22 protein-coding genes are annotated in these 26,322 nt (G+C 43.3%); 6 read left to right on the top strand and 16 right to left on the bottom strand.

Annotation, left to right across the window (positions count from 1 at the left end; all coding sequences use genetic code 11):
- Positions 1-316: 316 nt before the first annotated feature.
- Positions 317-1,198 carry a translation elongation factor Ts gene (gene tsf / locus JMX83_RS08175; RefSeq protein WP_075107656.1) on the top strand — a complete coding sequence of 294 codons (882 nt, stop codon included), beginning with the start codon at positions 317-319 and terminating at the stop codon, positions 1,196-1,198.
- A gap of 195 nt (positions 1,199-1,393) precedes the next feature.
- Here tsf and JMX83_RS08170 read toward each other — a convergent pair whose 3' ends face one another.
- From JMX83_RS08170 to hflX, 4 genes are all read right to left on the bottom strand, one after another.
- Positions 1,394-2,203, bottom strand: a complete 810-nt coding sequence (locus tag JMX83_RS08170) for a lytic transglycosylase domain-containing protein (protein WP_201600449.1) — start codon at positions 2,201-2,203, stop codon at positions 1,394-1,396.
- A gap of 509 nt (positions 2,204-2,712) precedes the next feature.
- Positions 2,713-3,402 (bottom strand): LrgB family protein, encoded by a 690-nt coding sequence (locus tag JMX83_RS08165; protein ID WP_201600447.1) that lies wholly within the window; start codon positions 3,400-3,402, stop codon positions 2,713-2,715.
- 16 nt (positions 3,403-3,418) lie between these two features.
- Positions 3,419-3,853 (bottom strand): CidA/LrgA family protein, encoded by a 435-nt coding sequence (locus tag JMX83_RS08160; RefSeq protein WP_201600445.1) that lies wholly within the window; start codon positions 3,851-3,853, stop codon positions 3,419-3,421.
- 349 nt (positions 3,854-4,202) lie between these two features.
- On the bottom strand, positions 4,203-5,636 hold the full coding sequence (gene hflX / locus JMX83_RS08155) for a ribosome rescue GTPase HflX (protein ID WP_201600443.1): 1,434 nt from the start codon (positions 5,634-5,636) through the stop codon (positions 4,203-4,205).
- A 306-nt stretch (positions 5,637-5,942) separates the two neighbouring features.
- Here hflX and JMX83_RS08150 point away from each other — a divergent pair, with 306 nt between their 5' ends.
- Complete coding sequence (locus JMX83_RS08150) at positions 5,943-6,743, top strand: lysophospholipid acyltransferase family protein (RefSeq protein WP_201600441.1); 801 nt, start codon at positions 5,943-5,945, stop codon at positions 6,741-6,743.
- Between the two features lie 135 nt (positions 6,744-6,878).
- On the opposite strand, the gene JMX83_RS08145 is transcribed toward JMX83_RS08150, so the two are convergent.
- On the bottom strand, positions 6,879-7,919 hold the full coding sequence (locus JMX83_RS08145) for an aldo/keto reductase (protein WP_201600439.1): 1,041 nt from the start codon (positions 7,917-7,919) through the stop codon (positions 6,879-6,881).
- A gap of 64 nt (positions 7,920-7,983) precedes the next feature.
- On the bottom strand, positions 7,984-8,481 hold the full coding sequence (locus tag JMX83_RS08140) for an FKBP-type peptidyl-prolyl cis-trans isomerase (RefSeq protein ID WP_201600437.1): 498 nt from the start codon (positions 8,479-8,481) through the stop codon (positions 7,984-7,986).
- Between the two features lie 283 nt (positions 8,482-8,764).
- Between JMX83_RS08140 and JMX83_RS08135 the strand changes: the two genes are divergently transcribed.
- Together JMX83_RS08135 and JMX83_RS08130 are read left to right on the top strand one after the other, a co-directional pair.
- Positions 8,765-9,082 carry a hypothetical protein gene (locus JMX83_RS08135; protein ID WP_075107839.1) on the top strand — a complete coding sequence of 106 codons (318 nt, stop codon included), beginning with the start codon at positions 8,765-8,767 and terminating at the stop codon, positions 9,080-9,082.
- 131 nt (positions 9,083-9,213) lie between these two features.
- Positions 9,214-9,918, top strand: coding sequence for a DUF1294 domain-containing protein (locus JMX83_RS08130; protein WP_227675785.1), 705 nt, complete (start codon positions 9,214-9,216; stop codon positions 9,916-9,918).
- Between the two features lie 142 nt (positions 9,919-10,060).
- Here JMX83_RS08130 and lspA read toward each other — a convergent pair whose 3' ends face one another.
- The 4 genes from lspA to JMX83_RS08110 form a co-directional block, all read right to left on the bottom strand.
- Positions 10,061-10,705 carry a signal peptidase II gene (lspA, locus tag JMX83_RS08125; protein WP_201600434.1) on the bottom strand — a complete coding sequence of 215 codons (645 nt, stop codon included), beginning with the start codon at positions 10,703-10,705 and terminating at the stop codon, positions 10,061-10,063.
- Complete coding sequence (gene ileS, locus JMX83_RS08120) at positions 10,698-13,559, bottom strand: isoleucine--tRNA ligase (protein WP_201600432.1); 2,862 nt, start codon at positions 13,557-13,559, stop codon at positions 10,698-10,700. Before ileS ends, lspA begins: the two co-directional genes overlap by 8 nt.
- 448 nt (positions 13,560-14,007) lie before the next feature.
- Positions 14,008-14,556 (bottom strand): protein disulfide oxidoreductase, encoded by a 549-nt coding sequence (locus JMX83_RS08115; RefSeq protein ID WP_201600429.1) that lies wholly within the window; start codon positions 14,554-14,556, stop codon positions 14,008-14,010.
- Positions 14,557-14,692: 136 nt separating this feature from the next.
- The gene (locus JMX83_RS08110) at positions 14,693-16,330 is read right to left on the bottom strand and encodes a carbon-nitrogen hydrolase family protein (RefSeq protein ID WP_201600426.1); all 1,638 of its coding nucleotides are present in this window, start codon (positions 16,328-16,330) and stop codon (positions 14,693-14,695) included.
- A 542-nt stretch (positions 16,331-16,872) separates the two neighbouring features.
- Here JMX83_RS08110 and JMX83_RS08105 point away from each other — a divergent pair.
- Positions 16,873-17,502 (top strand): BLUF domain-containing protein, encoded by a 630-nt coding sequence (locus JMX83_RS08105; protein ID WP_201600424.1) that lies wholly within the window; start codon positions 16,873-16,875, stop codon positions 17,500-17,502.
- 116 nt (positions 17,503-17,618) lie between these two features.
- Here the strand turns inward: JMX83_RS08105 and JMX83_RS08100 are convergent, their stop codons facing one another.
- Entirely contained in the window at positions 17,619-19,061 is a 1,443-nt protein-coding gene (locus JMX83_RS08100) for an FAD-binding oxidoreductase (RefSeq protein WP_201600420.1), read from the bottom strand.
- 334 nt (positions 19,062-19,395) lie between these two features.
- Between JMX83_RS08100 and serA the strand changes: the two genes are divergently transcribed.
- Entirely contained in the window at positions 19,396-20,622 is a 1,227-nt protein-coding gene (gene serA / locus JMX83_RS08095) for a phosphoglycerate dehydrogenase (RefSeq protein ID WP_201600417.1), read from the top strand.
- Positions 20,623-20,711: 89 nt separating this feature from the next.
- Here the strand turns inward: serA and trhO are convergent, their stop codons facing one another.
- The 5 genes from trhO to metX all read right to left on the bottom strand — a co-directional run bounded on the left by trhO (position 20,712) and on the right by metX (position 26,226).
- Positions 20,712-21,785, bottom strand: a complete 1,074-nt coding sequence (trhO, locus tag JMX83_RS08090; protein WP_201600414.1) for an oxygen-dependent tRNA uridine(34) hydroxylase TrhO — start codon at positions 21,783-21,785, stop codon at positions 20,712-20,714.
- A 191-nt stretch (positions 21,786-21,976) separates the two neighbouring features.
- Positions 21,977-23,104: an HNH endonuclease gene (locus tag JMX83_RS08085; protein WP_201600411.1), complete on the bottom strand. Its 1,128-nt coding sequence runs from the start codon at positions 23,102-23,104 to the stop codon at positions 21,977-21,979.
- Positions 23,105-23,250: 146 nt separating this feature from the next.
- The gene (locus tag JMX83_RS08080) at positions 23,251-23,832 is read right to left on the bottom strand and encodes a tetratricopeptide repeat protein (RefSeq protein WP_201600408.1); all 582 of its coding nucleotides are present in this window, start codon (positions 23,830-23,832) and stop codon (positions 23,251-23,253) included.
- A gap of 400 nt (positions 23,833-24,232) precedes the next feature.
- Positions 24,233-24,850: a methionine biosynthesis protein MetW gene (gene metW / locus JMX83_RS08075; protein WP_075107829.1), complete on the bottom strand. Its 618-nt coding sequence runs from the start codon at positions 24,848-24,850 to the stop codon at positions 24,233-24,235.
- Positions 24,847-26,226: a homoserine O-acetyltransferase MetX gene (metX, locus tag JMX83_RS08070; protein WP_227675788.1), complete on the bottom strand. Its 1,380-nt coding sequence runs from the start codon at positions 26,224-26,226 to the stop codon at positions 24,847-24,849. The genes metW and metX overlap by 4 nt, the downstream gene beginning before the upstream one ends.
- Between the last annotated feature and the right edge of the window lie 96 nt (positions 26,227-26,322).

Below are 26,322 nucleotides of genomic sequence, written 5' to 3'. Positions count from 1 at the left end.
TGACTATCAGCATCCATGTAATGTTGTGAACAGCGTATAAGCTCATAATAGGCATGATGTAGTTTTACTCGTCATGCCTTGTTATTGAATAGAGCATTATTAATGAGGCCGCTATACATAACTAAGTAGCTAATGGGCGAGTATTATCGTTCGTACTGGCTATAGCGCTATGTTTTTAAGATGTTATCTTTTTGACATCATTGATGGCTATATTAGTAATGACTCAAAACGAGCTGTCTTGCTAGATTTAAAGCAACATTAAGATATCGAATAGATATTAATTCCTCTTATACATAACTATACTAAGGTGACTCTTATGACAGAAGTAAAAGTATCTGCCAAAATGGTAAAAGAATTGCGTGACCGTACTGGTCTTGGCATGATGGAATGTAAAAAAGCGTTAGAAGAATCAAACGGTGATGTTGAAGTTGCCATTGATAACCTACGCAAATCTGGTCAAGCAAAAGCAGCTAAAAAAGCGGGTAACATCGCAGCTGATGGCGCTATCATCATCGCTCAAGGCGAAAACAAAGCATTCTTGTTAGAAGTTAACTGCCAAACTGACTTTGTTGCAAAAGACGATAGCTTCACTGCATTTGCAGAAAAAGTGGCTAACATTGCACTAGAAAACAACGTCACTGACGTTGCTGCTATCTCTGAATTACCTTATGGCGATGGTCAGACTGTTGAAGAAGCACGCGTATCTTTAGTACAAAAAATCGGTGAGAACATTCAGGTTCGCCGTGTTGAAGTACTTGAAGGCGCTAACATCGCTGCATACCGTCATGGTCTACGTATCGGTGTAGTGGTTTCTTATGAAGGCGGCGACGCTGACACTGGCAAAAACCTTGCCATGCACATCGCAGCATTCAACCCTGTTGCTGTAGATGACGAAGACGTGGCTGCTGATGTATTAGCACGCGAAAAAGACATCATCGAAGCCAAAGCAAAAGAATCTGGCAAGCCTGACAACATCGTTGAAAAAATGATCGAAGGTGGCCTACGTAAGTACCTAGACGAAGTAACTTTGCTACGTCAGCCATACGTTATGGACAACGACAAAAAAGTTGGTGATGTCCTAAAAGCTGAAGGCGTAAAAGTACTTGGTTTCAAACGTCTAGAAGTTGGTGAAGGCATTGAGAAGAAGCAAGAAGACTTTGCTGCTGAAGTTGCTGCAACTCAGGCTGCTAACAAGTAAGCACCAAGTAAGAACTAAGTCATATTGGAAAATACTGTGAGTGCTAATTTAGTACTCACAGTTTGTCTTTATTACTGATGACCTATCACGATATAAAGCGTCCAGACATAAAAAAGCCCGTTAAGAAATTAACGGGCTTTTTTATGTCTGGCTTTTTAGGTCGCCGGTCTATTTCATTTCTAGCTTAGCTCTGGCTTAGCGTAAAGCATCATAAGCTGAGTTAGCATAGCTGGCACTATTCACATTATTGCTAGTACCGTAACTGACGTTGCGCAATCCACTGTTAATGGTGCTACTTGTTTGATTGCTGGCACTCATACTGGCGCCAAATAGCCCAGCATCATTCTTATACAAGCTATGATAACGGCTCATGACTCTTTGTACGTAGTTACGGGTTTCTTTAAAAGGAGGAATACCGCCGTATTTATCGACATTACCTTCACCCGCATTGTAGCCAGCTACGGCATGTTCTACATTGTTATTGAAACGGCGCATGAGCCAAGCGATATATTTGGCTGAGCCTTCAATATTGTCTGCAGGGTTCCAAGGGTTACTCACATTAAAGCGACGAGCCGTCGCTGGCATTAGCTGCATGAGGCCTTGCGCACCGACTGGTGAGCGAGCATTGGGATTAAAAGCGGATTCGGTATGCATCATTGCTTTCATAAGAGCAGGATCTACGCCATTACGTTCAGCAGAGGCACGAATGTAGCTGTCGTAAGCGTTGCGGCTACCACTATTACTAGCGGCACTGCTACCATAGTCATTGCTACTATTACTGCCGTCATACATTTTAGAGTCTTTATAATAAGTGACTTTAACTTTTTTAGTGAATTTATCAAAATTGCCACTAGGATTGACGTTGGTCAGTAGTACTTGTCCACCTTTGTCTTTATAGATATACATATTGCCAGCGTTGGCAGCAGTAGAAAAAGTAGAGAGGGCAATCGCACTTAATAAAATAGGAGACAAACAGCGAGTAATCAAAGTAGCAGTATTTATCATAGTGTTATCACTTTTTATCGAATAATAGCAAATTGTTTTGCCTATAGACGCGTCATTTCACGCGCTTGAGCGGTCATCGGGGTTGCAGGATTTTATAGCTCGTCATCGATATAGCGACCTAGCAAATACCACGTCTAACAAGAACCACTTGCAATAGATACAAAAAATAATAGTTGCTTACTATAACATATAATAACTTTTTGCCGTATCAGATTGACAAAATAAGTTGTAAAATCAAATTTTTATCGTTAAACAAACTCAAATAAATCAAAGCGCTATATATTTGGAGACTATCAACTACCTGTTTATGTCGGATGATAGGCAAGCACTTTTTTGATGCATACCTTATTTTAATTCTCTAAAATGCAAAGGTGATGACAACGCTCGGATGAGCAAAATGTCATGTCAATTAATCTTCTTACTAACTAAGTAAGCAATAACAATAAAAGTAATGATTGGAATGATGAAACAGTGCTCAGTCATCTATCAGAGTGGTAAGCAAAATCAATCTAGATGCCTAACGCACTGATAAATACAGGTACCCAAACGGCAGTCACTAAACCATTGACTGCCAGTCCAAATGCCGCATATCGTCCTGCTGTATGGCTGATTTGCCAAGCTTCTACTGTACCAAATGCGTGAGCAGCCAGCCCTAGCGCGAGACCTTTAGCCCGATCATCATCGATACCACAAAACAAAAATCGTGCTAAAGTACCACCGATGAGACCTGAAACGATAATAATCAGGTTAGCCATCGCCAATGGTGCTTTGATTAAGTCTGCGACACTGAGGCCAATGGGAGTAGTCACAGAACGAGTGGCAAAGGCCAGTATGGTGTCGTGACTCAATGAAAATAGATAAGCCAAGGACATGGGTAATAGGGCACCAATGACACTAGCAATAGCAACGATCAAAGAGAGCTTTTTGACAGGCAGTCCTTTGAAGTTCATTGCTGCCAGCGGTACCGCCAAAAGCACTGTGACATATCCTAATAGATGATCGAATACAGGCTTGGCTGCGCTGTAGTAGTTGTCGTAATCCCATTGCAATAAAAATAAGAAGACCAGTACCAAAACGAGCGCAGTAATTACCATCGGCAACCATGACAGCTTTCGCGCTAACACGCGTGCAATGACGTGTGCTGCTAAGGTTAGGAGTACGGCTGCTAAGGTCGCCGTAAATACGCTGTCAAAAGTCATAATATCTCTCCGCAGCTCACGGCTGTTCCTTTTGCTGATTGGTCGTGCCGCTGTCGGCATTGGTATCTTGATTCAACCAGCGATTGGCCAGTAGCGCAAGCCCCCACATCGGTATGAGCGTACTTACTATCATTGTGACCATCACGCCCAACAGCTCATCTCCTAGCGCAAATAGCAGTAAGCCTGCACCCGCTGATACGGGCAGAAATGCAAAACCACTATCGACGAGCAGGGTGTTACTGGCTTGAGTGAGCCAGTTAGGCAACCCTTTGAGCAATCGCCATATCATCAAGATAACAAACATCGCCACCAAGCCGACAATATTGGCGGCTTTTTCGATACCTGCCAACTGACAAAGAACCACAGCCGTCTCTCGGACAACGATAACCATGGTCAACGTTAAAATTAACGAAATCCATAGTGGGAGATGGGAGGAGTGAACAGACTTCATAAGCAGTGTGGCCAAGTCAGATATAGGTGATGAGTTTATAAAAACGAGTGGGCGATAGCATCCATAATATGACGTGAAAAATAATATTATGGACGCTGATAATAGACAGTAGTGACATTTCAACTTTTGAGTGGCGAGTATTACCTATCAATATTTGTTGAATGTATAACCGTTGATTATATAGAGAGTAAGCTTACTAATAAAGCTTGTAGACACATCCAAAAAAATAGACGATATCGATTGATACCGTCTATGCTATTTTAACCTACTGTATAAAAGATTGCTGTCTAACAATATGAATCAAACGTTTACTTATCTATTGACGCAAACAATCGTTTTTTAGCAGCGACTATTTTTCAGAATCAGCGGTTTGTGAATTGAGCGCATTAAATTCGTCAAATGCCCTTTCTTCTTCTGCCGTCATCGTCGGCTCTTCAACCTCATGTTCGTCAGGCTGCTCAAACTCCTCAAGTACAGGCATCAGCAATGTTGCTTGTGCAAGCGGTAACACATCGGTAGGCTTGAGATTGGCTTGTCCGAGTAGTTGTCTTAGTCTATCGCTTGGCAAGCGGATCGTTAAGCACTCATGTCCGCTATCATCATAGCTTTCTTCTTCAATAACACCGAGCTCGTACAAAGTATTTTTTAACTGTCCCGCATGGTAAGGTAGCGTCAAATCAAAAGTGGTCAATGTGCCAGTCAGTAATTGCTGCACGGCTAATGACAACTCTTCTATGCCTAAGTTCTCTCTAGAAGACACATAGACGCGGTTAGGTTGACCTTCGCTAGCATAGCCAATACGTGCAGGCTCATCAGTCAAATCAATCTTATTATAAACATTGAGTACCGGCACATCGTTATCAATCTCAGCAAGTACCTCTTTGACCGCCTGAATTTGCTCGTGCATGTCTTCACTAGAAGAATCGATGACGTGTAATAATAAGTCCGCCTCTAGCGTCTCTTCTAGCGTTGCATGAAAGGATTCAACCAATTCATGCGGCAAATGACGGACGAAACCTACGGTATCAACCAAGACTACACGGCCTACACCTTGCCAATCTAAGCGGCGTAGCGTTGGATCGAGTGTCGCAAATAGCTTATCAGCTGCGTAGATGTTTTCATCCACCAAGCGATTGAATAAAGTGGACTTGCCCGCATTGGTATAACCAACTAGTGAGATGGTTGGTACGTCTGATTTTTGGCGACGGGCTCGACCTTGCGCACGAGTCTGTCTGACCTTCTCAATTCTACTTTTGAGCTGCATGACGCGCACTTGTAGCAAGCGACGATCAGTCTCAAGCTGGGTTTCACCGGGTCCACGTAGACCAATACCCCCTTTTTGACGCTCCAAATGCGTCCAACCACGGACCAAACGTGTCGATAAATGGTTCAGCTGAGCCAGCTCTACTTGTAGCTTACCTTCGTAAGTACGAGCACGCTGCGCGAAAATGTCTAAAATCAAACCAGTACGATCCAGTACACGGCACTTCACGAGCGCTTCGATGTTACGCTCTTGTGATGGCGATAAATTGTGGTTGAACAGTACGATATCCGCATCATGCTCGCGCACCAGTTCTGCAATTTCTTCTGCCTTGCCACTACCAACGAAATATCTGGCATCAGGGCGTGCACGTGAGCCTGTGACTAATGCCAAACGATCAGCACCTGCTGAATCTGCCAATAGTTCAAACTCGCCTAGATCGTCAGGATCTTGAATTTGGCGAATGTCTAAATGTACAATAATGGCGCGCTCGCCACCTTCATGTCTTTCAAAATAATCCAAAGAGTATCACCTATTTAATAAAGTAAATATATCGCTATTATCAGTTCAGTATACTTTGATATAGCGTTCATATGAGTGTTTATATGTGGGCTTATCACTTGATATTAAAGGGTATGAGCATAATTAGCGATGGATTTATGTTACAGCGCTGACTGAGATTAATTTTTTATAAATCTGCTTTATTGCCCGTTTGTATAAAAGTCAGCACTCACTGAGTGAACACCCTATCACTGAGCGTGTGAACTTTGTTATACTGGGCTCGTTTTTTGACTATTAAACACCCGTTATTTAATCATGAGGGCGAAGATGAGCCAAGCTAAATCAAGCTTTTCACTCAGACAGCAGCTAGGACGCGGCAAGCAAATCGCTGGTATGACCACGACCATGGTCGGCGGTATACGCGCGGCAAAGCGTATCGGTGCATTCAAACAGCCACCGCGCGAAAAACTGCCACGCTATATTCAGACGTTTTGTCGCAAGATGGCAGGCTCATTTGGGGTAAAGGTCGTTGAAGTCGAACCCGTAGAGCAACATCACGGCTTGTGGGTGTCAAACCATGTGTCATGGATGGATATTCCTGTCGTTGGCACCGTGAGTCCAGCGTTCTTTTTATCCAAAGCTGAGATTGGTGAGTGGCCTGTATTTGGTAAGCTCGCGCATGCGGCAGGCACGCTGTTCATCGAGCGCGGCTCCGGTGATGCAGGTTCCGTATCCTCACAAATAGCTGATTTCTTAGCCAAAGGTTTTTCGGTGATTTTCTTCCCTGAGGCGACCACCACCAGTGGCAAAAAAATCAAGCGTATTCATGGGACACTGCTCCAGTCAGCGATAGATGCTGATGTGCCTGTTAGACCCATTGTCATCGCCTATGTCGATAAAGATGGCACGCTCAGTGACGCGCTGCCATATTATGGCAAGATGACAATGAAAGACAGCATGAAAAAAGTGCTCGATAGCAAAGATGTCACCGCTTATGTATTGCCACTGGCGCCGCTAGATCCGAAAGGCTGTACCAAAAGCGAGCTGACTAATTTGTTGCAAGCACGTATGCAAGAAGGGTTAGCAGAGTTACATTCACGAGTACTTCGTGTACCCGTTGAAGATTGATTGGTTATATATAGTTAAGCCAGCTTAGTTAATAAAAAGGCGCAAATCGCGAGTTATATGACTGCGATTTGCGCCTTTTTTTTGTCTATAACAAGTGCGAGTGCATCAATTTATAGACAGCTGATCTAGAACTAACTAAGGGGATGGGTTAGGGTGCTGCGCGTGTACCGCTTCAATCGCTTCCAATACATCTGTCGTTAGCTCCACATTGACACTATCAATGTTCGATTTGAGCTGTTCGGTTGTCGTCGCGCCAATGATATTGCTGGTGACAAAATGACGCGAATTGACAAAAGCCAATGACATTTGCGCCATATCTAACCCAGCATCAGCGGCGATCTTTGCATATTGCTCGGTCGCTGATACCGCTTGCTCATTGGTGTAACGGGCGAAGCGATCATACATCGTCAAGCGTGCGCCATCTGGACGCTTGCCATCGAGGTATTTACCAGACAATACGCCAAAACCAAGTGGCGAGTAAGCAAGTAGCCCGACGTTTTCGCGATGTGCTATCTCAGCCATACCAACTTCGTATAAGCGATTCAACAGACTATATGGGTTCTGTACCGTGATAGGCGCGATCAAGCCGTTTTTATCCGCTTCCCATAAGTAGCGCATGAGACCCCATGCGGTATCGTTTGATAAGCCATAAGCACGAATGCGACCTTTTTTGATCTCGTCGTTCAGAGCCTGAATGGTCTCTAGAAATGGCGTTAAGTCATCTACTGACTGCGCTGCCATGTCTTCTGTATAGCCGCGCTGACCAAAAAAGTTTGTTTTACGCTCAGGCCAATGCAGCTGATAAATATCAATATAATCAGTTTGTAGACGCTCAAGGTTGCCGTCAATAGCGCTGCTGATATGCTGCGCGTTAAAGCGTGTTTGACCATCACGCAAAAAGTCCATTGGTGATATTTTACTAGCAAGGATCACTTTGTCACGCTGTTTGGTTTTATCAAACCAAGTACCCATGAATCGTTCGGTATCACCCTGTTTATCTTTGTCTGGTGGTGACGGATACATTTCGGCAGTATCCCAAAAGTTCACACCTTCAGAGAGTGCCATGTCCATTTGCTCATGAGCCTCAGCTTCATTGTTTTGCTGACCCCAAGTCATCGTACCTAGACAGATCTTAGATACTTTTTCATCGAGTTGCGGTAAATTTTGATACTGCATGCAAGTCTCCTTTTTGACTGTTTTTATCGATATTTATTTTTAGAAGGGTTGTACTTATTGATATTTACATCAATTGGATACCAGTAACACCAGGCGGTGTGACCTTAAAGACTTTTACTTTGAATAGCACGTCTTGTCCTGCCAGTGGATGGTTGAAGTCTACTTCGACTTGGTCCTCATCGATGGCGCTGATCGTACCGGGCAGGGTGTTTTTGCCTTTGTCTTCGAACTCAACCATCATACCAATCTCTGGGTTGTCAGCGACGAGTGCAAACTGAGTACGACTAAAGTGTTGGATGTTTTCAGGATTCCACTCACCAAATGCTTGCTCTGGTTCAAGGTGCGCAGTACGAGTGTCACCGGCGCGTAGGTTCATCAGTACTTGCTCAAAACCAGGTAACAAACTCTCATCACCGATAGTCAATGATACAGGCGCATCACGATTAAAGGTCGAGTCGATGATGGTACCGTTTTCTAGTGAGACTTCGAAGTGTAGCTTAACAAGGCTACCGTGAGTGATACGCGTGTCTTCGTTTGGATTAATAAATTGAGATTGGGTCATAATGGCTATTTCTTTTATAAATTATAGTTGATACGTTAGTATTTGCAGCTGTATTTTTAGTAGACAAATAGTCTAGCATAGTCACTATATTACATGCTGTTATATCAGAGAGTAGTATAAAAACGTAGATAGGAAAATCTCAAAAACCGACTAAAATTCAATTTTTTCTGTCAAAAGGTAAATTTAAGTTGACTTAAGTTTCTAAAATGTATATAAATGTTTACTCTTCGTTAACAAGCCATTTATATCTAATTGTATTTAATTTAACAACTTTGAGATGACTATGAAAAAAGCTATTTTGGTAATTGGTGTATTTGCATTATTAGCACAAGGTTGTGCGACTCCACATGTCGTACAGACTAAGAAAGTAAGTGATGTTAATTTATCATGCCAACAAATTCTTGGCGAAATTGAAGAAGCTGAACAGTTTGAAAAAGAAGCACGTGCTGAACGTAAAGTGACTGGTAAAAATGTAGCTGCTGCCGTATTATTCTGGCCTGCATTGATCGGCACTTACTCTAATACGGAAGAGGCGATTGAAGCAGCCAAAGAACGCCGTGAGAACTTAAATAAACTTTATGAGCAGAAAAAATGTAGCTAATGTTATGTCAAAAATATAACAAGTAGTAGGATAAAAAAGCTGAGAATATTTTCTCAGCTTTTTTTATGGTAAAAGTAATCCTTTATAATCGATACTATTGAATCAGCTACTCACCTGAGTACGATTATGTTATGACTATATTTGTTTTATTTCAAAATGATTATGAGAAGGTAGGTATGGATAATCGGCAGCAGGGCACTGTCAAAAAATGGCAGGACGATAAAGGGTTTGGCTTTATTGAAACTGAAGCGGGTGAGTCTGTTTTCTTTCATGTGAGTGAGTTTAGAGCGCAGCGCCGTCCTGATGTTGGCGAGCAAGTCGTCTTTAGTATTGGACAAGATGCAGAAGGGCGCAGACGAGCCACGCAAGTACAAGAACTTGGTTTTGTAAAGCAAAAAATGGCACAAAAAAATCAGCAAATCCGTCAGCGCAACCAAAGACGTAGCCATCAAGCGGAGTTTGAAGCAGGACAAAAGAAACGTTCGTTCCTTGGACTGGCTTTTTATGGTGTCTTAATTTTATTAGTAGTAACAGATAAACTGAGTTGGCTAGTGATCGGTTGGTATATAGTATTAGGAATTATCACTTATGGGATTTATGCCAAAGACAAAGCTGCTGCCCAAAGTGGCGACTGGCGTACACCTGAGTCTACATTGCATATACTAAGCGCGCTTGGCGGTTGGGTAGGGGCGCTATTGGCTCAGACGTATCTGCGGCACAAATCACAAAAGCCTGAGTTTCGTGTCACTTATTATTTGACCGTTGTCATTAATATGGCAGGCTTGCTATTTTTATTGGCAGGTGGCGGACTAGAGACTGTGACAAACTTATTATGATTTTTGCTATAAGAACGATACAGATACCGCAATGATTAGTAGCATCGACGTATATAAAAATAAATAAAATAGAAGACAAAAAAAGGTGGGTTACGACTGCGTAACCCACCTTTTTATTTATAAGTAATAATACTATTTAGAATTATGATTGTGGCATTTCACGCTTCTTTTCCAAAAACAGCATATCGATGACAATCAGTACAACCCCGAGAGAAATCCCAATATCTGCGATATTAAAAATCGGATAATGCCAAACATCAGCATAATGCACATGAATAAAGTCAATCACATGACCATGTAGCAAGCGATCGATCAAATTACCAAGCGCACCGCCCAATACCATGGCAAGTCCAAGCGAGAGTAGCGTGGCTTTGCGAGGCGCTTTGAGTAAATAGATAATCAAAAATAGCGACATGAGTAATGCGAGCCCTGAAAAAAACCACTTCTGCCAACCGCCAGCATCTGCCAAAAAGCTAAATGCTGCGCCGTAATTATAAGCGAGTGTCCAGTTGAGAAATGGCTCGATCACTGGCACTGGATCATGAAAGGTCAGCTTGGTTTCAGCCAGCCACTTCGTCCACTGGTCAATGACAATGATAATCAGCGCCAGCGCATACCACATAAAAGCACGACTACCGTTAGCTGCCATCTTTGGTGTCTTGGTCAATCGACTTCTAGGTGTGGTCGAGCTACCTGTAGTCGCATGAGCAGGCTGAGGCGATTTATCGACTTCAGCTTGCGACGGCTTATTGTGCTGGCTGTCAGATGAGTCTGTTGGGTTAGGCATAGTGACGCACCTCGCCATCGCCACTGACATTAGTCATGCAGCGCGCGCATAGCTCAGGATGGGCGCTATCCGTGCCGATATCATCACGGATATGCCAGCAGCGTACACACTTAGTACCAGTGGCAGCGCTAACTTGTACCACTAGGTCTACAGCCTCTTCTGTATTCGTTTTGGTCGCTTCATCTGCTTGTACGGTGCTATCAGTAGGTGCTTCGCTCATTGGCTTTAGTTCTGCGTTACTAGTGATGAGTACAAAGCGCAGTTCTTCATCAAGCTTGGCTAGACTTTCATACATTGCACCGTCAGCGTATAGGCTCACATCGGCAGATAAGTTGGCATTGATGATTTTTTCGCCACGTGCGGTTTCGATATGCTTGTTTACCATGTCTTTGGCAAACATAATACGCTGCCAGTCATGATTGCTGATGGCGCTTAGCTCAAATGCTGGGAACTCGTACCACTCTTGAGTAAACACGTAGCCACCTTTATCAGCCTCACGTTGGTTCAGCACTTCCCAAGCCTCTTGAGCCGTGAATGATAAGATCGGTGTGATCCAGCGAATCAGTGCATGAGTGATGTGATAGATGGCCGTCTGTGCAGAGCGACGCGGCTGTCCATTTGCCTGCGTGGTGTACTGACGATCTTTAATGATATCTAAATAGAAGCTACCCAAGTCCTGCGAACAGAACGCCGTCACATGCTGGGTGACTTGGTGAAAGTCCATCGCATCATAAGCGCTCATGATTTGTGCTTGCACGGTTTGCGCGCGCTCAATGATGAATTTATCAAGGCTGACCAATTCATTGATATCAATGCTGTCAGTCGCTGGATCAAAGTCATCGGTATTGGCAAGTAAGAAGCGTAGTGTGTTACGGATACGGCGATATTGATCTATTGCCCCTTTAAATGATGCTTTACCGGCGCTCATCTCATAGCGATAATCGCTAGATGCAATCCATAGGCGTAGCATATCCGCGCCCGTTTTGTTGATCTCTTCTTGCGGTGTGATGATATTGCCCAGTGACTTACTCATTTTGCGACCGTTTTCATCGACCACAAAACCATGGGTCAATACTTGCTTAAACGGTGGGCGCTCATACATGGCTTCCGACGTCAGTAATGACGTCTGGAACCAGCCACGATGCTGATCAGAGCCTTCTAAATACATGTCAGCTGGGTTGGTCAATTCATCGCGTTGCTCAAGTACGGCGAAATGCGTTGTGCCTGAGTCAAACCAAACGTCCAATGTGTCCGTTGCTTTGTCGTAATCAGCTGCTTCACTACCTAAGAAATCCTCGCAGCTAGCATCAAACCACGCTTCAACACCGCCCTCATTGATTTTTTGCGCGGCAGTTTCCATCAGCTCAAGCGTGTTTGGATGCAGCTCGCCCGTTTCTTTGTGCGTAAAGAAAGTGATGGGCACGCCCCACGTACGTTGACGTGAGATACACCAGTCAGGGCGACCCGTCATCATGGCTTCGATGCGGTTTTGTCCCCATGCTGGTGTCCAGTTGACTGTAGGGATATCAGCAAGCGCACGAGCACGTAAGCCTTTGGTTTCCATATTGATAAACCACTGCGGGGTCGCACGGAAAATAATCGGCGACTTGTGACGCCAGCAATGCGGATAGCTATGTTCAATTTTGGTATGGCTGATTAAATGGCCGTTCTCATGTAAGGCAGCGATGATTTTTGGATTGGCTTTATAGATGTGTTCACCAGCAAATACCGCAGCACTGTCTAAATAAACGCCCGTACCGCTCACTGGGTTTTCCACTGGTAAGTTGTATTTTAGACCCACGATATAATCGTCAAGACCATGACCGGGTGCAGTATGTACCAGACCAGTACCACTATCGGTGGTCACGTGATCGCCCAAGATGAGTGGTACTTGACGGTCTTCAATCAGTGGATGCTGAGCGCTCAATCCTTCAAGCTCACTGCCTGATACGGTCGCTAAGATGCCATTATTTTCTAATTTCAGCTCACTCAACGCAGTTTCTACAAGATCAGCTGCTAGTAGCAGGTTGCCTTTTTCGGTCGCAACCACGCTATAGTCATGCTCAGGATGTACTGAGATGGCTTGGTTAGCAGGCAGTGTCCACGGCGTGGTCGTCCAGATAACCGCAGCGATGTTGTCTGCGATATCTGCCAATGCGGTCACTTTGTCCGTACCGAGCACATCAAAGCTGACATAGATGGCGTCAGAGACTTTGTCTTGGTATTCGACTTCAGCTTCTGCGAGAGCAGAGCTACAGTCCAAGCACCAGTTAACTGGCTTCATACCGCGAGTCACATGACCATTGTCATAGATCTTGGCAAGCGCGCGTACGATGTTGGCTTCTTGATGGAAGTTCATGGTCAGATAAGGGTTGTCCCAATCGCCAAATACGCCTAGACGCTTAAAGTCTGCTTTTTGCAGTTCAATCTGCGTGCTCGCATATTCACGGCATAGACCGCGAAATTCGGTAGCAGACACTTTTTGACCCACTTTACCGACCTTGGCTTCGACTTTTTGTTCGATTGGCAGACCATGACAGTCCCAACCAGGGACATAAGGCGCATCAAATCCTGACAAGGTTTTTGATTTTACAATAATGTCTTTTAGTACTTTATTGACTGCGTGACCCAAGTGAATCTGACCGTTGGCGTATGGAGGGCCATCGTGCAAAATATACTTAGTCGCACCAGCACGCGCCTGACGAATTTTACCGTACACGTCATCCGCTTCCCAAGCAGCCAACCAATCTGGCTCGCGTTTGGCAAGGTTTGCGCGCATTGCAAATGGTGTATCCGCAAGATTCAGCGTGTCTTTGTAATCTTGGCTTGGTGTGTCAGTGCTTTTATCAGTCATAGAAGGTATCTTTTTAAAAGGTAGGTTTGTGTGTCGGTTAAAACCGGCTACAAGGCTCGATGTTCAATGTATTTCAATATAGTACTGAGGGTTACGCTGTGTTGATAATGCTTAATTACTAATAGTAGGTATATTGCTCATGATAGTCGGTTTATCAACCGTCATGTCAATAAATACTCATTGTCGCTCATTAGTCCGCAAATAGTTACGTCAATAATAAATGGTAACGAGACGATTGCAACAGAAAATATGCTAGTAAAAATAATTCAAGAAAATATTTAGATCGGCAGCTATTATATGACAAAAAGGGTAGGGTAAAAAGAGCTGTGCAGTATCGGACTTATTTTGTCTAAGGTCGCGCTTTTATCTACATACAAGGTCATCTATTAAATCATATGCTGGTTGCTTATAAGTGTTTATTTATTGAATATAAGACATCAGTTAATGACTAAAAAACAGAAGATAGCCAAAGTCGCAGCTTTAATGACCAAAGTGGTTGAATGCCTGTCAATCCTTGTGTCATCTTACCATTCTCTAATACCACATAAGATGGTGTGACTTGTCCTTGCCAATCTGCAAAGATATCACCTTCTTGGTCATTTATCGCGGTGAAGTCAAACTGATGCTGATCGAGGTAGCTGCGTAGCTCTTGGTTTGAGCCTGACTGTACGGCGATAGTGACAACGGGATAGTTATCTGCTGCTAGTTTATTGATGGTGGGCGAGGTAAAGCTACAGACGGAACACCACGTACCCCAGAAGTATACCAGCGTCGGCTGCTCATGACTCATCGCTGCCAAGTCGATAGTTTGCCCTTGGTAATCGGTCAGTTGTAGCTGAGGGCTGGCAGGCATGATAGGCTGTCGCCACCAATTGACCGCGCTATAGATTACGACAAACATCAAAGCGTATAGCGCAACCGTTTTAATTAGCGAAATTACTTTCTGCTTTAGCTGCTTTTTTGATTTGATGTCTTTTTGATCCAGATCAGTCGTCATGGCGTTGGCTTTTTAGTTTAGATATTTTTATTGAGCAAAAATTTAACAGGTATCAGATAAAAATAAACGGCTGAGATTCAGCCGTTTTATTTATGAAGTTTACTCTTAAGTCATTATGTCAAGCGCACACAACCAACTATGGCTTTTGCGCACGATTCTGTAATGGATCACCGATAAGCACACTGCCTGAGTTTTCACGGCGTTCTTCGTCACTTAATTTGCTTGCAGGAATTTTAGATTTACGTTTCCATTTTAAGCTAAATAAGTCATCACGGCGGTCAATCAAGTTATGTACTGAGCCTTCGTGACGAACGTGAGTCAGCTTGTCTAAGTTCACATCTGAGAAAAATACCATTTCGGTATTGGCGGTGGTTTCTGCCATAATCGCATCATGTGGGAATGCAAAATCTGACGGTGAAAAAATCGACGACTGTGCGTACTGAATATCTAAACTTTCGACTTGTGGCAAGTTGCCTACCGAGCCGCAGATCATTACATAGCATTCGTTTTCAATCGCACGTGCTTGAGCACAGTGACGCACACGCAAATAGCCGTTTTTGGTATCTGTCCAGAAAGGCACGAACAAAATATCCATGTCATCAAGTGCTAATAGGCGTGCAAGTTCAGGGAACTCAACGTCATAACAGACCAAGATACCGATACGACCAGCATCAGTATCAAATACTTTGACCTCGTCACCACCTTCGATGACCCAAGCGCTACGCTCATGCGGCGTGATATGGATTTTACGTTGCTCTTCAACCGTACCATCACGGCGACACAAGTAGCTGACATTGTATAAGGTATCGTCTTCGTCTAAGAATGGCATAGAGCCTGTAATGACGTTGACGTTATAACTGACGGCCAAATGCGAAATCTCATTTTTGAACCATTCGGTATAACCTGCCAAAAAGCGAATGGCGATATTTTGATCGGTTTCTTCGCATAGACCCATCAACGGTGCGTTAAAGAACTCTGGTAAACAAGCAAAGTCTGAGTTGTAATCAGCCATGATATCAACGAAAAACTCGACCTGTTGTAGTAGCTCTTCAGGTGACTCGACTTCGCGCATTTGCCACTGAATACCACCAATACGCACCTCAGATTTGCGTGTGTTGGGCTTATAGTCTTTTGGCTCATAGTAGATATTTGACCACTCAAGCAAGGTAGCAAACCCTTTAGATTGTTTGTCATCTGGTAGGTAAGCGGTCAAGATACGCTTGACGATAAACCCGTTTGACAACTGAAAAGACAATGCAGAGTCGTGAATTTCGCGGCTCTCAACGGCATCAATATACTCGCCTGGGCTCAAGTCTTGGTGGTTATGATAGTTAGGGATGCGGCCACCAGCCAAAATAGCGCGGTAGTTTAACTGACGACACAGCTCTTTTCGGGCGTCATAAAGGCGACGACCAAGGCGATAGCCACGATATTCAGGATCAATCAGTGCGTCTAGACCATAAATGGCGTCGCCTTCAGGATTGTCGCGGATAATTTCTTTTTGCCCGATCAAATCATCATAGGTATGCGGGTTGGAAAACTTTGCATAATCGACACGCATGGACAGTACAATACCAATCAATTGATCATGGTCAAACATTGCAATCTGACCTTCAGGAAACGCATCAATCAAAGTATGAATGGTCGTCTTAGACCAAGCACCACCTAGGTTTGCATAGACGCGGTCCATCAGTTCTTTTAGTTGTGGGTAGTCTTTTTTCTTGATCTCAGCGATCGTCAGGTGAAGGTCGTCTAATTTTTCAATTTTGCTCATAATATTCCTGTGTTAAATCTCTACTAAATGTGATGATATTTGATATGACAGTATTAAAGGGGCGAGTGACGCAAGTTTTTGCATAAAAAAGCAATAAAAACATTCCAATAGAAGAATATTGCCGTTACAATAATTATTGTCGTGTTTACAATAGGTTACGATGAGATTCTATCTCATTTCGAATACGAGTTTTGATGTTTATCACGGTTGAAGCAGTTCTCAATTGATGAAAAGTTAATGTATTAAAAACCGTCATCGTGATCGATATAATGCTAACACTTATTGAGTTACTTGGAAGAGCTGAATAAGCGGTTCCTCATATATTAAGTTAGATTAACCTTATATTTTCTTGTATCGACCTTATATACTGTCAGCGCCCTTTAGTTTGTTTATTATCATAGCAAGCTGTATGAGTAATAATAGTCTCAGGTAGTAAATATTTGCTACGTTTTTGTGAGTCAATATCTTCATTTACTTCAGGCATAGTATCGTTTTGCTTGTCATATTTAGCCGTATGTGTTCGGCCGTAGGATTATTTTATTATGCCCTTAACTCGTAGCAATAGAATCAAGCAATGGGATGAAATAGAAGAGTCATCATTGGTTCAGCTGGTCTATGTCAGTACGTTGACCATTGCGTCACGTCTAAACACCTCTATATTTGAGGATGTAGAGGCCCATGCTCGCGATTATAATGAGCAGCACGGCATTACCGGTACATTATGTTATGGCAATGGTCAGTTTTTGCAGTGCATCGAAGGCGAACAGAAACATGTATTTGCGCTACAAAAACGCATTTTTGCTGATAATCGTCACAAAAACGTTGAAGTATTATTATTGCAAGAGATTGATCATCGCAGCTTCTCAGACTGGCGTATGCGTCTGCTGTTTTTGGAGCGCTGGCTATGGTCACCTGCAACCAAAGAGCAAGCGGCGCAGCTTTCACCATTTTTACCATTTGCACCGCACGGCTGGTCACCTGATCGTACTGAGCAGTTTTTGCAAATTATCAAAAATTTCGACACCCCGCCACATATCAAAGCAGCGGGCATTACTTACAATGCGCTAGGCAATATGTTCCGCCATATAGCGGCACCGCATCAAGCATTTTTGATTATTCAAGGGTTTTTGAGTGTCTTGCTAGTTGTGGCGCTGGTACTGTTATATCTATAAATCATGTTTTTTTAAACGTAAATTTGGGTTTTCCAAATATAAAGTTGCAAACATAAAAAAGACGCTAGCCTTTAGGTTTAGCGTCTTTTTTTTGAGATAAATCGTTAGCCTACCAATCACATATCAAAAATCTTGCCACGATTCATAATGTTGTTTGGATCAAACACCTTTTTGACCTCACGCAAATACTCAATCTCCGTCTCACTACGGCTGTATTGCAGATACGGCTTCTTCGTCATACCCACCCCATGTTCAGCAGACACCGACCCACCATAGCGCTGCACCGTCTCAAACACATGCTTATTCACCACCTGACACTCGCTAAAGAACTCATCCTTGCTCATGTTTTCAGGCTTCAAGATATTCAAATGCAAATTACCATCACCAATGTGACCAAACCAGCACACCTCAAAGTCAGGATAGTTACTGCTCACAATCGCATCAATCTCTGCGATAAAATCGGGCACATGACTGATCAGCACGGACACATCATTCTTATAAGGGGTAAATACCGAGATGGTCTCTGAGATGTACTCGCGTAGTTTCCACAGCTCAGCTGCTTGCGATAAGCTTTGACTCATCACCCCATCAACAACCCAGCCCTCTTCCATACACTGCTCAAAGATGGCCATGGCTTTTTCCATGATTGGCTCGTATGGTGCTTCAAACTCTAATAAGGTATAAAACTTGGTACGTGACTCAAACGGCTCTTGTACTTGACCATGGGCCATCAGCTTATCAATCGCCACCTCATCAAAGAATTCAAAGGCAGTCAAATCAATCTGGGCTTGAAAGGCAGAGAGCACATTCATGACGTCACTAAAGCTGTCCATACCCAGTACCATGACGTTTAAGTCTTGCGGCTGACGCTCAAGTTTGATTTGCGCGTGAGTGACAAGACCAAGGGTACCTTCAGCACCGATAAAGAGTTGACGTAAGTCATAACCCGTGGCGTTCTTGACCATGCCGCGGTTGAGATGCAAGATGTCACCTTTACCAGTAACGACCGTCAGTCCCATGATCCATTGACGGGTCATGCCATAACGGATGACTTTGATGCCGCCGGCATTGGTACCAATATTGCCACCCATTTGACTAGAGCCTGCAGAAGCAAAGTCGACAGGATAGTAGAGGTCTTTTGATTCGGCAAACTGTTGCAGCTGTTCGGTAATGACGCCGGCTTCAATCTCGACGATGCGGTCGGCTGGATAGAACTGGCCAATATGATTCATTTTATCCATGCTGACGACGATCTCGCCATTGGCGGCAACGGCGCCTGCAGAGAGTCCAGTACGACCACCGCTTGGGGTTAGGACGACGTTGTGTTCATTAGCAAGCAGGACAATCGCTTGGACTTGTTCGGTGGTCTTTGGAAAGACGATGGCAGCGGCGGCTGGGGCGAAATGTTTGGTCCAGTCTTTACCCCAGTGCTCTAAGCTCTCTGCGTCGGTTTTGATTTGGGTCGGGTCAAATTGATGAGTGTCAGTCAGCGTGCTTAGGATCGTTTGCACAGCATTGGTATGGGCTTGGGAGGTGGACTGTTCGGTAGTTAGCGTCATGGTCAAATCTCAATATTAGCGTAAGCACGATGTTGGGACTGTTTATTATATAGCGAAATGACTATAAATTCAGTGAGGAGTCGGCTCGTGATGGTAATAAGTGGGTGATAGTTTTTAAATAAAAAATGAGACAAATAATAAAAGTGGTTTGTTTGATTTCAAACCGAATGATTCACTATAGCATAAAAATTTTTCAGGCTTGATAATCAATAATTCATCTAATCTGCTAACATCGGCGTCAAATTTTGTGTAAGATATCGGGACTGTTTTCGTTTCATCCATCACAGATTATCCAACAGGTAATCTTATAAAACAATTATAGGACAGTTCTCATATGGCGTTATCACTACAAAAAGACAAAATCCGGTTTTTATTGCTTGAAGGTCTACATGACAATGCCCTAAAAGTATTGGAAGGCGCTGGTTATCACAACATCGAGAATATCAGTCATGCGTTAGATAAAGAAGAGCTGATCGAAAAGATCAAAGATGCTCACTTTATCGGTATTCGTTCGCGTACTCAATTGACGCGCGATGTACTTGAGCATGCAAACAAACTTATCGGCATTGGTTGCTTTTGTATTGGTACCAACCAAGTCGATCTAGATGCCGCTCGTGACTTGGGTATTCCTGTCTTTAACGCGCCATTCTCGAACACCCGTTCAGTGGCTGAGCTGGTATTAGCTGAAGCCATCATGCTATACCGCGGTATCCCTGAAAAGAACGCAACTGTACATCGCGGCGGCTGGGGTAAGTCTGCGACTAACTCACATGAAGTGCGCGGCAAGACCATCGGTATCGTCGGTTATGGTTCTATCGGCTCGCAGTTGTCTGTGCTAGCAGAAAGCTTCGGTATGAAAGTCATCTATCATGATGCCGTGACCAAATTGCCACTAGGTAATGCGGTACAAGTTGGCAGTCTAGAAGAGTTACTATCAACCGCTGATATCGTGACCTTGCATGTACCTGATGTGCCAAGCACCCGCTATATGATGAAAGCTGAGCAGTTCGCTCAAATGAAAGAAGGCAGCTACTTTATCAATGCGGCTCGCGGTACGTGTGTCGAGATTGACGATCTGGCGGATGCGCTTGAGTCTGGTAAAATCTTGGGCGCGGCGGTTGATGTGTTCCCGAAAGAGCCAAAATCAGCTGACGAAGAGTTTGAGTCACCACTGCGTAAGTTTGATAATGTGATTTTGACGCCGCATATCGGTGGATCAACGCAAGAAGCGCAAGCGAATATTGGCCTTGAAGTAGCAGATAAGTTCGTCAGATACTCTGACCAAGGTGATACGGCGACTGCGGTTAACTTCCCAGAAGTTTCTATTCCGTTCAAAGAAAACTCGCATCGTCTGCTACACATTCACAAAAACGTGCCAGGCGTACTATCTCAGATCAACCGTCTGTTTGCCGAAGCTGGCATTAACATCCTAGCGCAGAGCCTGATGACAGAAGGTGATGTTGGGTATCTAGTGATGGATGTCGATTACAATGATTCGACCGCTGCACTCGATCAATTAAAAGATGTAGAAGAGACTATCCGCGTACGTATCTTATTTTAATTGGTACGAATAGCTGATATAAAAAAGAGAGGCTCTATTCATTAGAGCCTCTCTTTTTTTACTTCTTTTTTATTGTACTAATGCTAAGTTTAATGGGCTTTAGCGTTGTTTGCAGCTTCTGCTTGTAGACGAGCTTCCGTCTTAGCAGCTTTGCGTTTTTCTATGACATCCATCACGTCACTACCAATATGAGCTTCACCGCGCTTTTTCGCTAGCTGCATTTGATGCTCACGCTCACGGAATCTTGCTTTTTGCTCATCGGTTGCTTTGTCGATACAGTGTGGGCAGGATTCGCCTTTGACATAGGCTGGGCTTTGCATGTCATCGCTAGTGATTGGCATACGGCAAGCAAAACACTGCTCATAGTTGCCTTTTTCTAAGTTATGATTGACTGATACACGGTTATCAAACACAAAGCAGTCACCTTGCCACATAGAGTCACTGGCTGGGACTTCTTCTAGGTATTTTAGGATGCCACCTTCTAAATGGTAAACTTCTTCAAATCCTTGCTCGCGTAGATAGGCAGTCGACTTCTCGCAGCGGATACCACCCGTACAGAACATGGCGACTTTTTTATGCTTGGTTGGATCCAGCTCTTTTGATACGTATTCTGGAAACTCGCGAAAGGTCTCAGTGTTTGGATTGACGGCATTTTGGAATGTACCGATTTGCACCTCGTAATCATTACGTGTATCAATCAGGGTCACTTCAGGATCTGAGATCAATGCGTTCCACTCGCTAGGCTTTACATAGCGACCGACCGATTGTAATGGATCGATGTTTTCTACGCCCATAGTGACGATTTCTTTTTTTAGCTTTACTTTGGTGCGATAGAACGGCTGTGCATTGGTATAAGACTCTTTAAAGGTAAAGGTACCAATGGCTCCAATACTGCGTAGGTAATCAAGGATAGTGTCGATGCCTTGACGCGTGCCAGAAATCGTACCGTTAATGCCTTCGCTTGCAAGCAACAAGGTGCCTTTGACATCGTTATCTAACATCGCATTTAAAATCGGCTCACGATACTGCTCAAAGTCAGTAAAGCGTGTGAATTTATAAAGTGCGGCGACGACGATATTATTGGTTTCACTGTCGTAGGCGGGGGCTGATTGATTGTCAGTTATCGAGGCTTCTTTGATATTACTATCTTGAGTGGTGCTCATGTCTTTCTCCTGCTGGCTAGGTCGCAAACCTAGTGCGTTGGGTTTAAAGTATCTTTTCAGTTTAAAGCATTAACAAAATTGTGGGATTGATGAATGCGCGCGTAGTGTAGCAAATTTTGGCAGGGTTTTGAATAGTTTGTAGTGCTTGGCTTGATGTTATAGAAAACATTATATGAAAAATTTAGTATTTTTCAGCCTTGTTTATAGATAGATTTTCTATGATATTTTAAATACTTCTTATGCTCAGACGAAATATTTGATAGCTTCATCTCTTTATTGATAGATAAGGCTTGAAGGTCATTGGCACTGATTTTATTTGAGATTAGTATGTGACCTAAATCATCGAAACTTATAAAACCTGCATCAAAACACACATCCAAATTTGGTGATAGAAGTAAGCCGTTGTAAAGGCTAAGACGTTCTATGTCTCCGCATTCAGACCAAGGTTTGATATGAGATGCTCTTAATAGTTTAAGTTCCTTACATCCAGTGACAGCACAAGCAGACCAATATTCGATAAGACTTTGTCTAAACTGACCTTGACCAATACGTGATTTTACAATTGAGTCTCTTTCTGTACTACTACAACTTAAATACTCACTAACATCAGCAAGCTTATCTTCTTTTTCCATTTGTGCAGAAAGCATCCAAGCAAACGAGTGAGCATCTAACAAGCTAACCTCATTTTTTAGTTCTTCAATTAGCATTATTTTGATAGTACTAATAAGTTGTAAATAAACAAAGTAATTTTCCCAAGAACAACGTTGACTAGTTTTGAACTCTATTCCTAATAATGAGAATGCTCTATCAAAATAAGTAGGTGCGATAGGTAAGTATTTTGAGTTATCTTTAATAAAATAAAGATAAGCTAAAAGAGAATAATTCCTTCCAAAAATTTTAATCAACTCATCAAATATTTGTTCGTCATTTGATGAATAGTAAAGATTAAATAAAACGCTCTCAATTTCCTCTGTCTTAACAGGGTTACCAATTGCTTCAAAAAGTGGTTGATGTGGTCGATTTTGTTCGCCATAGCGATTTTGCCATGGAACTAAATTATTATCTGGAAACTCAATGGCCTCAATGGTTGCCAATATAATTTTCCCACTTCCAATGTCATGATTTTTCCATGTATGAAACGAAAGCTTATTGCGAGCAACTCTGTAAATCTGATACTTATATCCTTCTTGTTGATCTGTATAAGGATGTGAAGCAAAAGACACAAAAGGTATATTTGACTTTTCTTCTACAAACCTTATAAAAGCATCGTACTGTTTTTCAAAGAGGTATGGATTTGTTATTGGGGTAACTGTTTGCATAACATTCCTTCGACTTAGGAGGCTACAAGTTTATTAGGCGTATATGATTAAACTGATTTCACTTTATATAAATTTTTTGCTTTCGTACACAAAAAATCCAGCTCAAAGGCTGGATTTTTACTATACGCTAAATATCTAGTTAGAGTTTATTTACTCTGGAACCAAGTATCTGCTTTGTTGCGGGCACTAGCGATATCTGCACTAGATAAGTTCAATGCCAATTGGCCGATTTTACCACGCGCCTTGTTACGAACTTTTTCATCGAGCATGCCATCACGGGCAGCTAAGTCATACCATTTATAGGCATCTACCAGATTTTTTTGTTTTTCATCTAACAATGCAAGTGTATAGCTGGCACGGTTGTCGCCACGCATCGCGGCTTTTTCTAGCCAAAGACGCGCTTGTTGCAAGTTAGGCTGTACGCCTTCACCGCGTAAGTACATGATAGCAAGGTTCAACTGAGCAGGAGCAACCCCTTGTTGAGCGGCTTTGGTGTACCACTGGATGGCTTGTTGAGTATTTTGAGCGATACCTTCGCCTTTTTGCAAGCGCTTGGCTAGATAAAACTGAGCATGATCGTTACCTTGGGCAGCGCGACTAGACAGCTCGCTCACAGGCATCAGCTCAAAACGTGAGGTATCAAGCGGTACGTTTGATATTAACTCAGCATTGGCCAAACCAGCACAAGAAAATAATGCAGTAAACAACGCAGCTTTTAATAATTTCATAGCAGCTCCAAAATTAGGCAGTTAATAAGCAAAAATTGTACCGCTAAGCATTGTCTCGCTAAAGACAGTTAGACGGCGATAACAATTAGGTGACATCTTGCGATATGAACTTACCTAATCATCAGCAATAGAGTTTTTAATTTTGTATTATCGATTTGGCCCTAACTGATTAGACAAATGGTCGTAATAGTGGGGTAACTGACAACATTTTGCTAGCTTAACACCCAAACTTACGAAACTCAAATACTAATTACAAGATTTAATCGCTGCTTATACCTGATTGTCCCCAGTAAAATCATAGAGTTACTATAAGACAATCATTAGTTAACAATTTGCTAAGATAAATGGTTCGTCAATAACGGTCATTTTGTCCTTTTAAGCAAAAATCAAATATCTGACATTACTTCGTTTTTTTCTTTGTCACTCGATAGATAGCGACATCTGCGAGTAAATTGGGTGCCTGTCTAATCAATGCTGTCATTAGTGGGGAATGACCTTTATCAGAGTCGCTTACCGCAAAGCGATTGACGATATGAATATCATGCTGCGCACACAGTTGCTCAAAGTCTTTAAAGGTACATAGATGAATATTGGGGGTGTTGTACCATTCATAAGGCAGTGCCTCAGATACAGGCATCATCCCTTTGAGCCCTAAATGAAGACGGTTTTGCCAATGGGCAAAGTTAGGGAAGGTGATGATCGCCTCTCGGGCGACGCGCAGCATATCGAGCAGCAGCACATCAGGCGATTTTACTGCTTGTAGCGCGCGTGCCATGACGACGGTATCGAAGCTGTTATCAGCGAAGCGTGCCAAGCCATCGTTGAGGTCTTGTTCAACAATCGACAAGCCATTGCCAATGGCCTCGTTGATTTTGTCTTCGTCAATCTCAAGCCCGTATCCGGTGACGCCTAACTTCTGCTGTAAGTGCGCAAGTAGCTCGCCATTACCGCAGCCCAAATCCAGTACATGTGCTTGCGGTGCAATCCAACGCTCTGCTAACTGGTGATCCATTCTCATGAGCGCTCTCCTGTTGGTTGCTGATGGTTATAGCGACTATTTTTTGAGTGGCTGTCGGTGATAAAGGGCGCGGTTAAGAACCCTTTGACAGCGCCCATATAGCGAGGAATATCAAATAAGAACGAATCATGTCCATGCGGCGCATCAATATTGATATAGCTAACAGGTTTGCCAGTAGCCATCAGTGCATCGACAATTTCTTGCGAGCGTTCTGGTGCAAAGCGCCAATCGGTGGTGAATGACACGACCAAATATTGGCATTGTGTATGGGCGAATGCAGCTTTGAGCGCAGAAAGCTCTTGCTGACGATCAGACTCAATATCTTCAATCGTTGCTACCGCGTCTTCTAACTCATTCTGTGCATTGGCTTTGCTAGACTCGACTGACGCTGCGATAGAATTTTCTAGTTGTACGGCTGACTCTGTATTATCTTTTGCTACCGCTGATGAGTAGTCACGCGTCGGGTCGAAATAATCTAGCGCCTTGGTCATGAGTAGATAAGTATTGGCATCGAAATTTTCGCTGAAGCGCTCACCTTGATAGCGCAGATAGCTCTCGACTTGGAATTCAACATCATAGCCATACATAAACTTGCCAGATTTTAAGTCACGACCAAACTTGGCTTTCATCGCATCATCAGTCAAATACGTAATATGACCAACCATACGAGCCAAGATAAGGCCGCGGCGAGGGTACGTGCCTGCTTGTATATAGCGTCCATCCTTAAAATCAGGATCAGACAATATAGACTGGCGTGCGACTTCGTTAAAAGCAATATTTTGCGCAGACAGCTTCGGCGTACTGGCAATCACCACACAGCGTTTTAGCCTATCTGGATAATCAACAGACCATTGCAGCGCTTGCATACCGCCCATCGAGCCACCAACGATGGCATGCCAAACATCGATACCAAGACGATCTGAGAGCATGGCTTGGGTTTTTACCCAGTCTTTAATCGTGATAAGCGGAAAGTCAGGGCCATAAACTTGCGGCTCATTACTGTTATTTGCACTACTATCGCTTGAATCGATACTGTCATCCGAACTAATGCTATCGGGATTAACAGTTGTAGGCCCCGTGGAGCCAAAACAGCTACCGATATTATTAACGCACACCACGTAAAAGCGATTGGTATCGATGGCTTTGTTGGGACCAATCATATTGTCCCACCAGCCCGCTTTTTTGTCATCAACGCTATGAAACCCTGCCGCGTGATGGTTGCCCGATAACGCATGACAAATCAAAATCGCATTTGATTTATCGCTATTGAGCGTGCCGTAAGTCTCTACCATCAAGTCAAACGAGGGCAGAGTACGGTTACATTCTAAGGTCAATGGCTCAGCAAAATGGAATTTTTGTGGCGTAACCACACCCACAGATCCAGCAGCAGTATTGGCTGAGCTGTTTACGTGAGTTTGAGAATTAGGGGACTGGTCACTGGTATTATCAGAGCGTGCGTTCAAAGCTACCTC

The sequence above is a fragment of the Psychrobacter piscatorii genome (genome assembly GCF_904846415.1).
GTDB lineage: Bacteria > Pseudomonadota > Gammaproteobacteria > Pseudomonadales > Moraxellaceae > Psychrobacter > Psychrobacter piscatorii.
The sequence above is the reverse complement of the archived record's forward strand: the minus strand, read 5'-3'. Positions and strand labels throughout refer to the sequence as shown.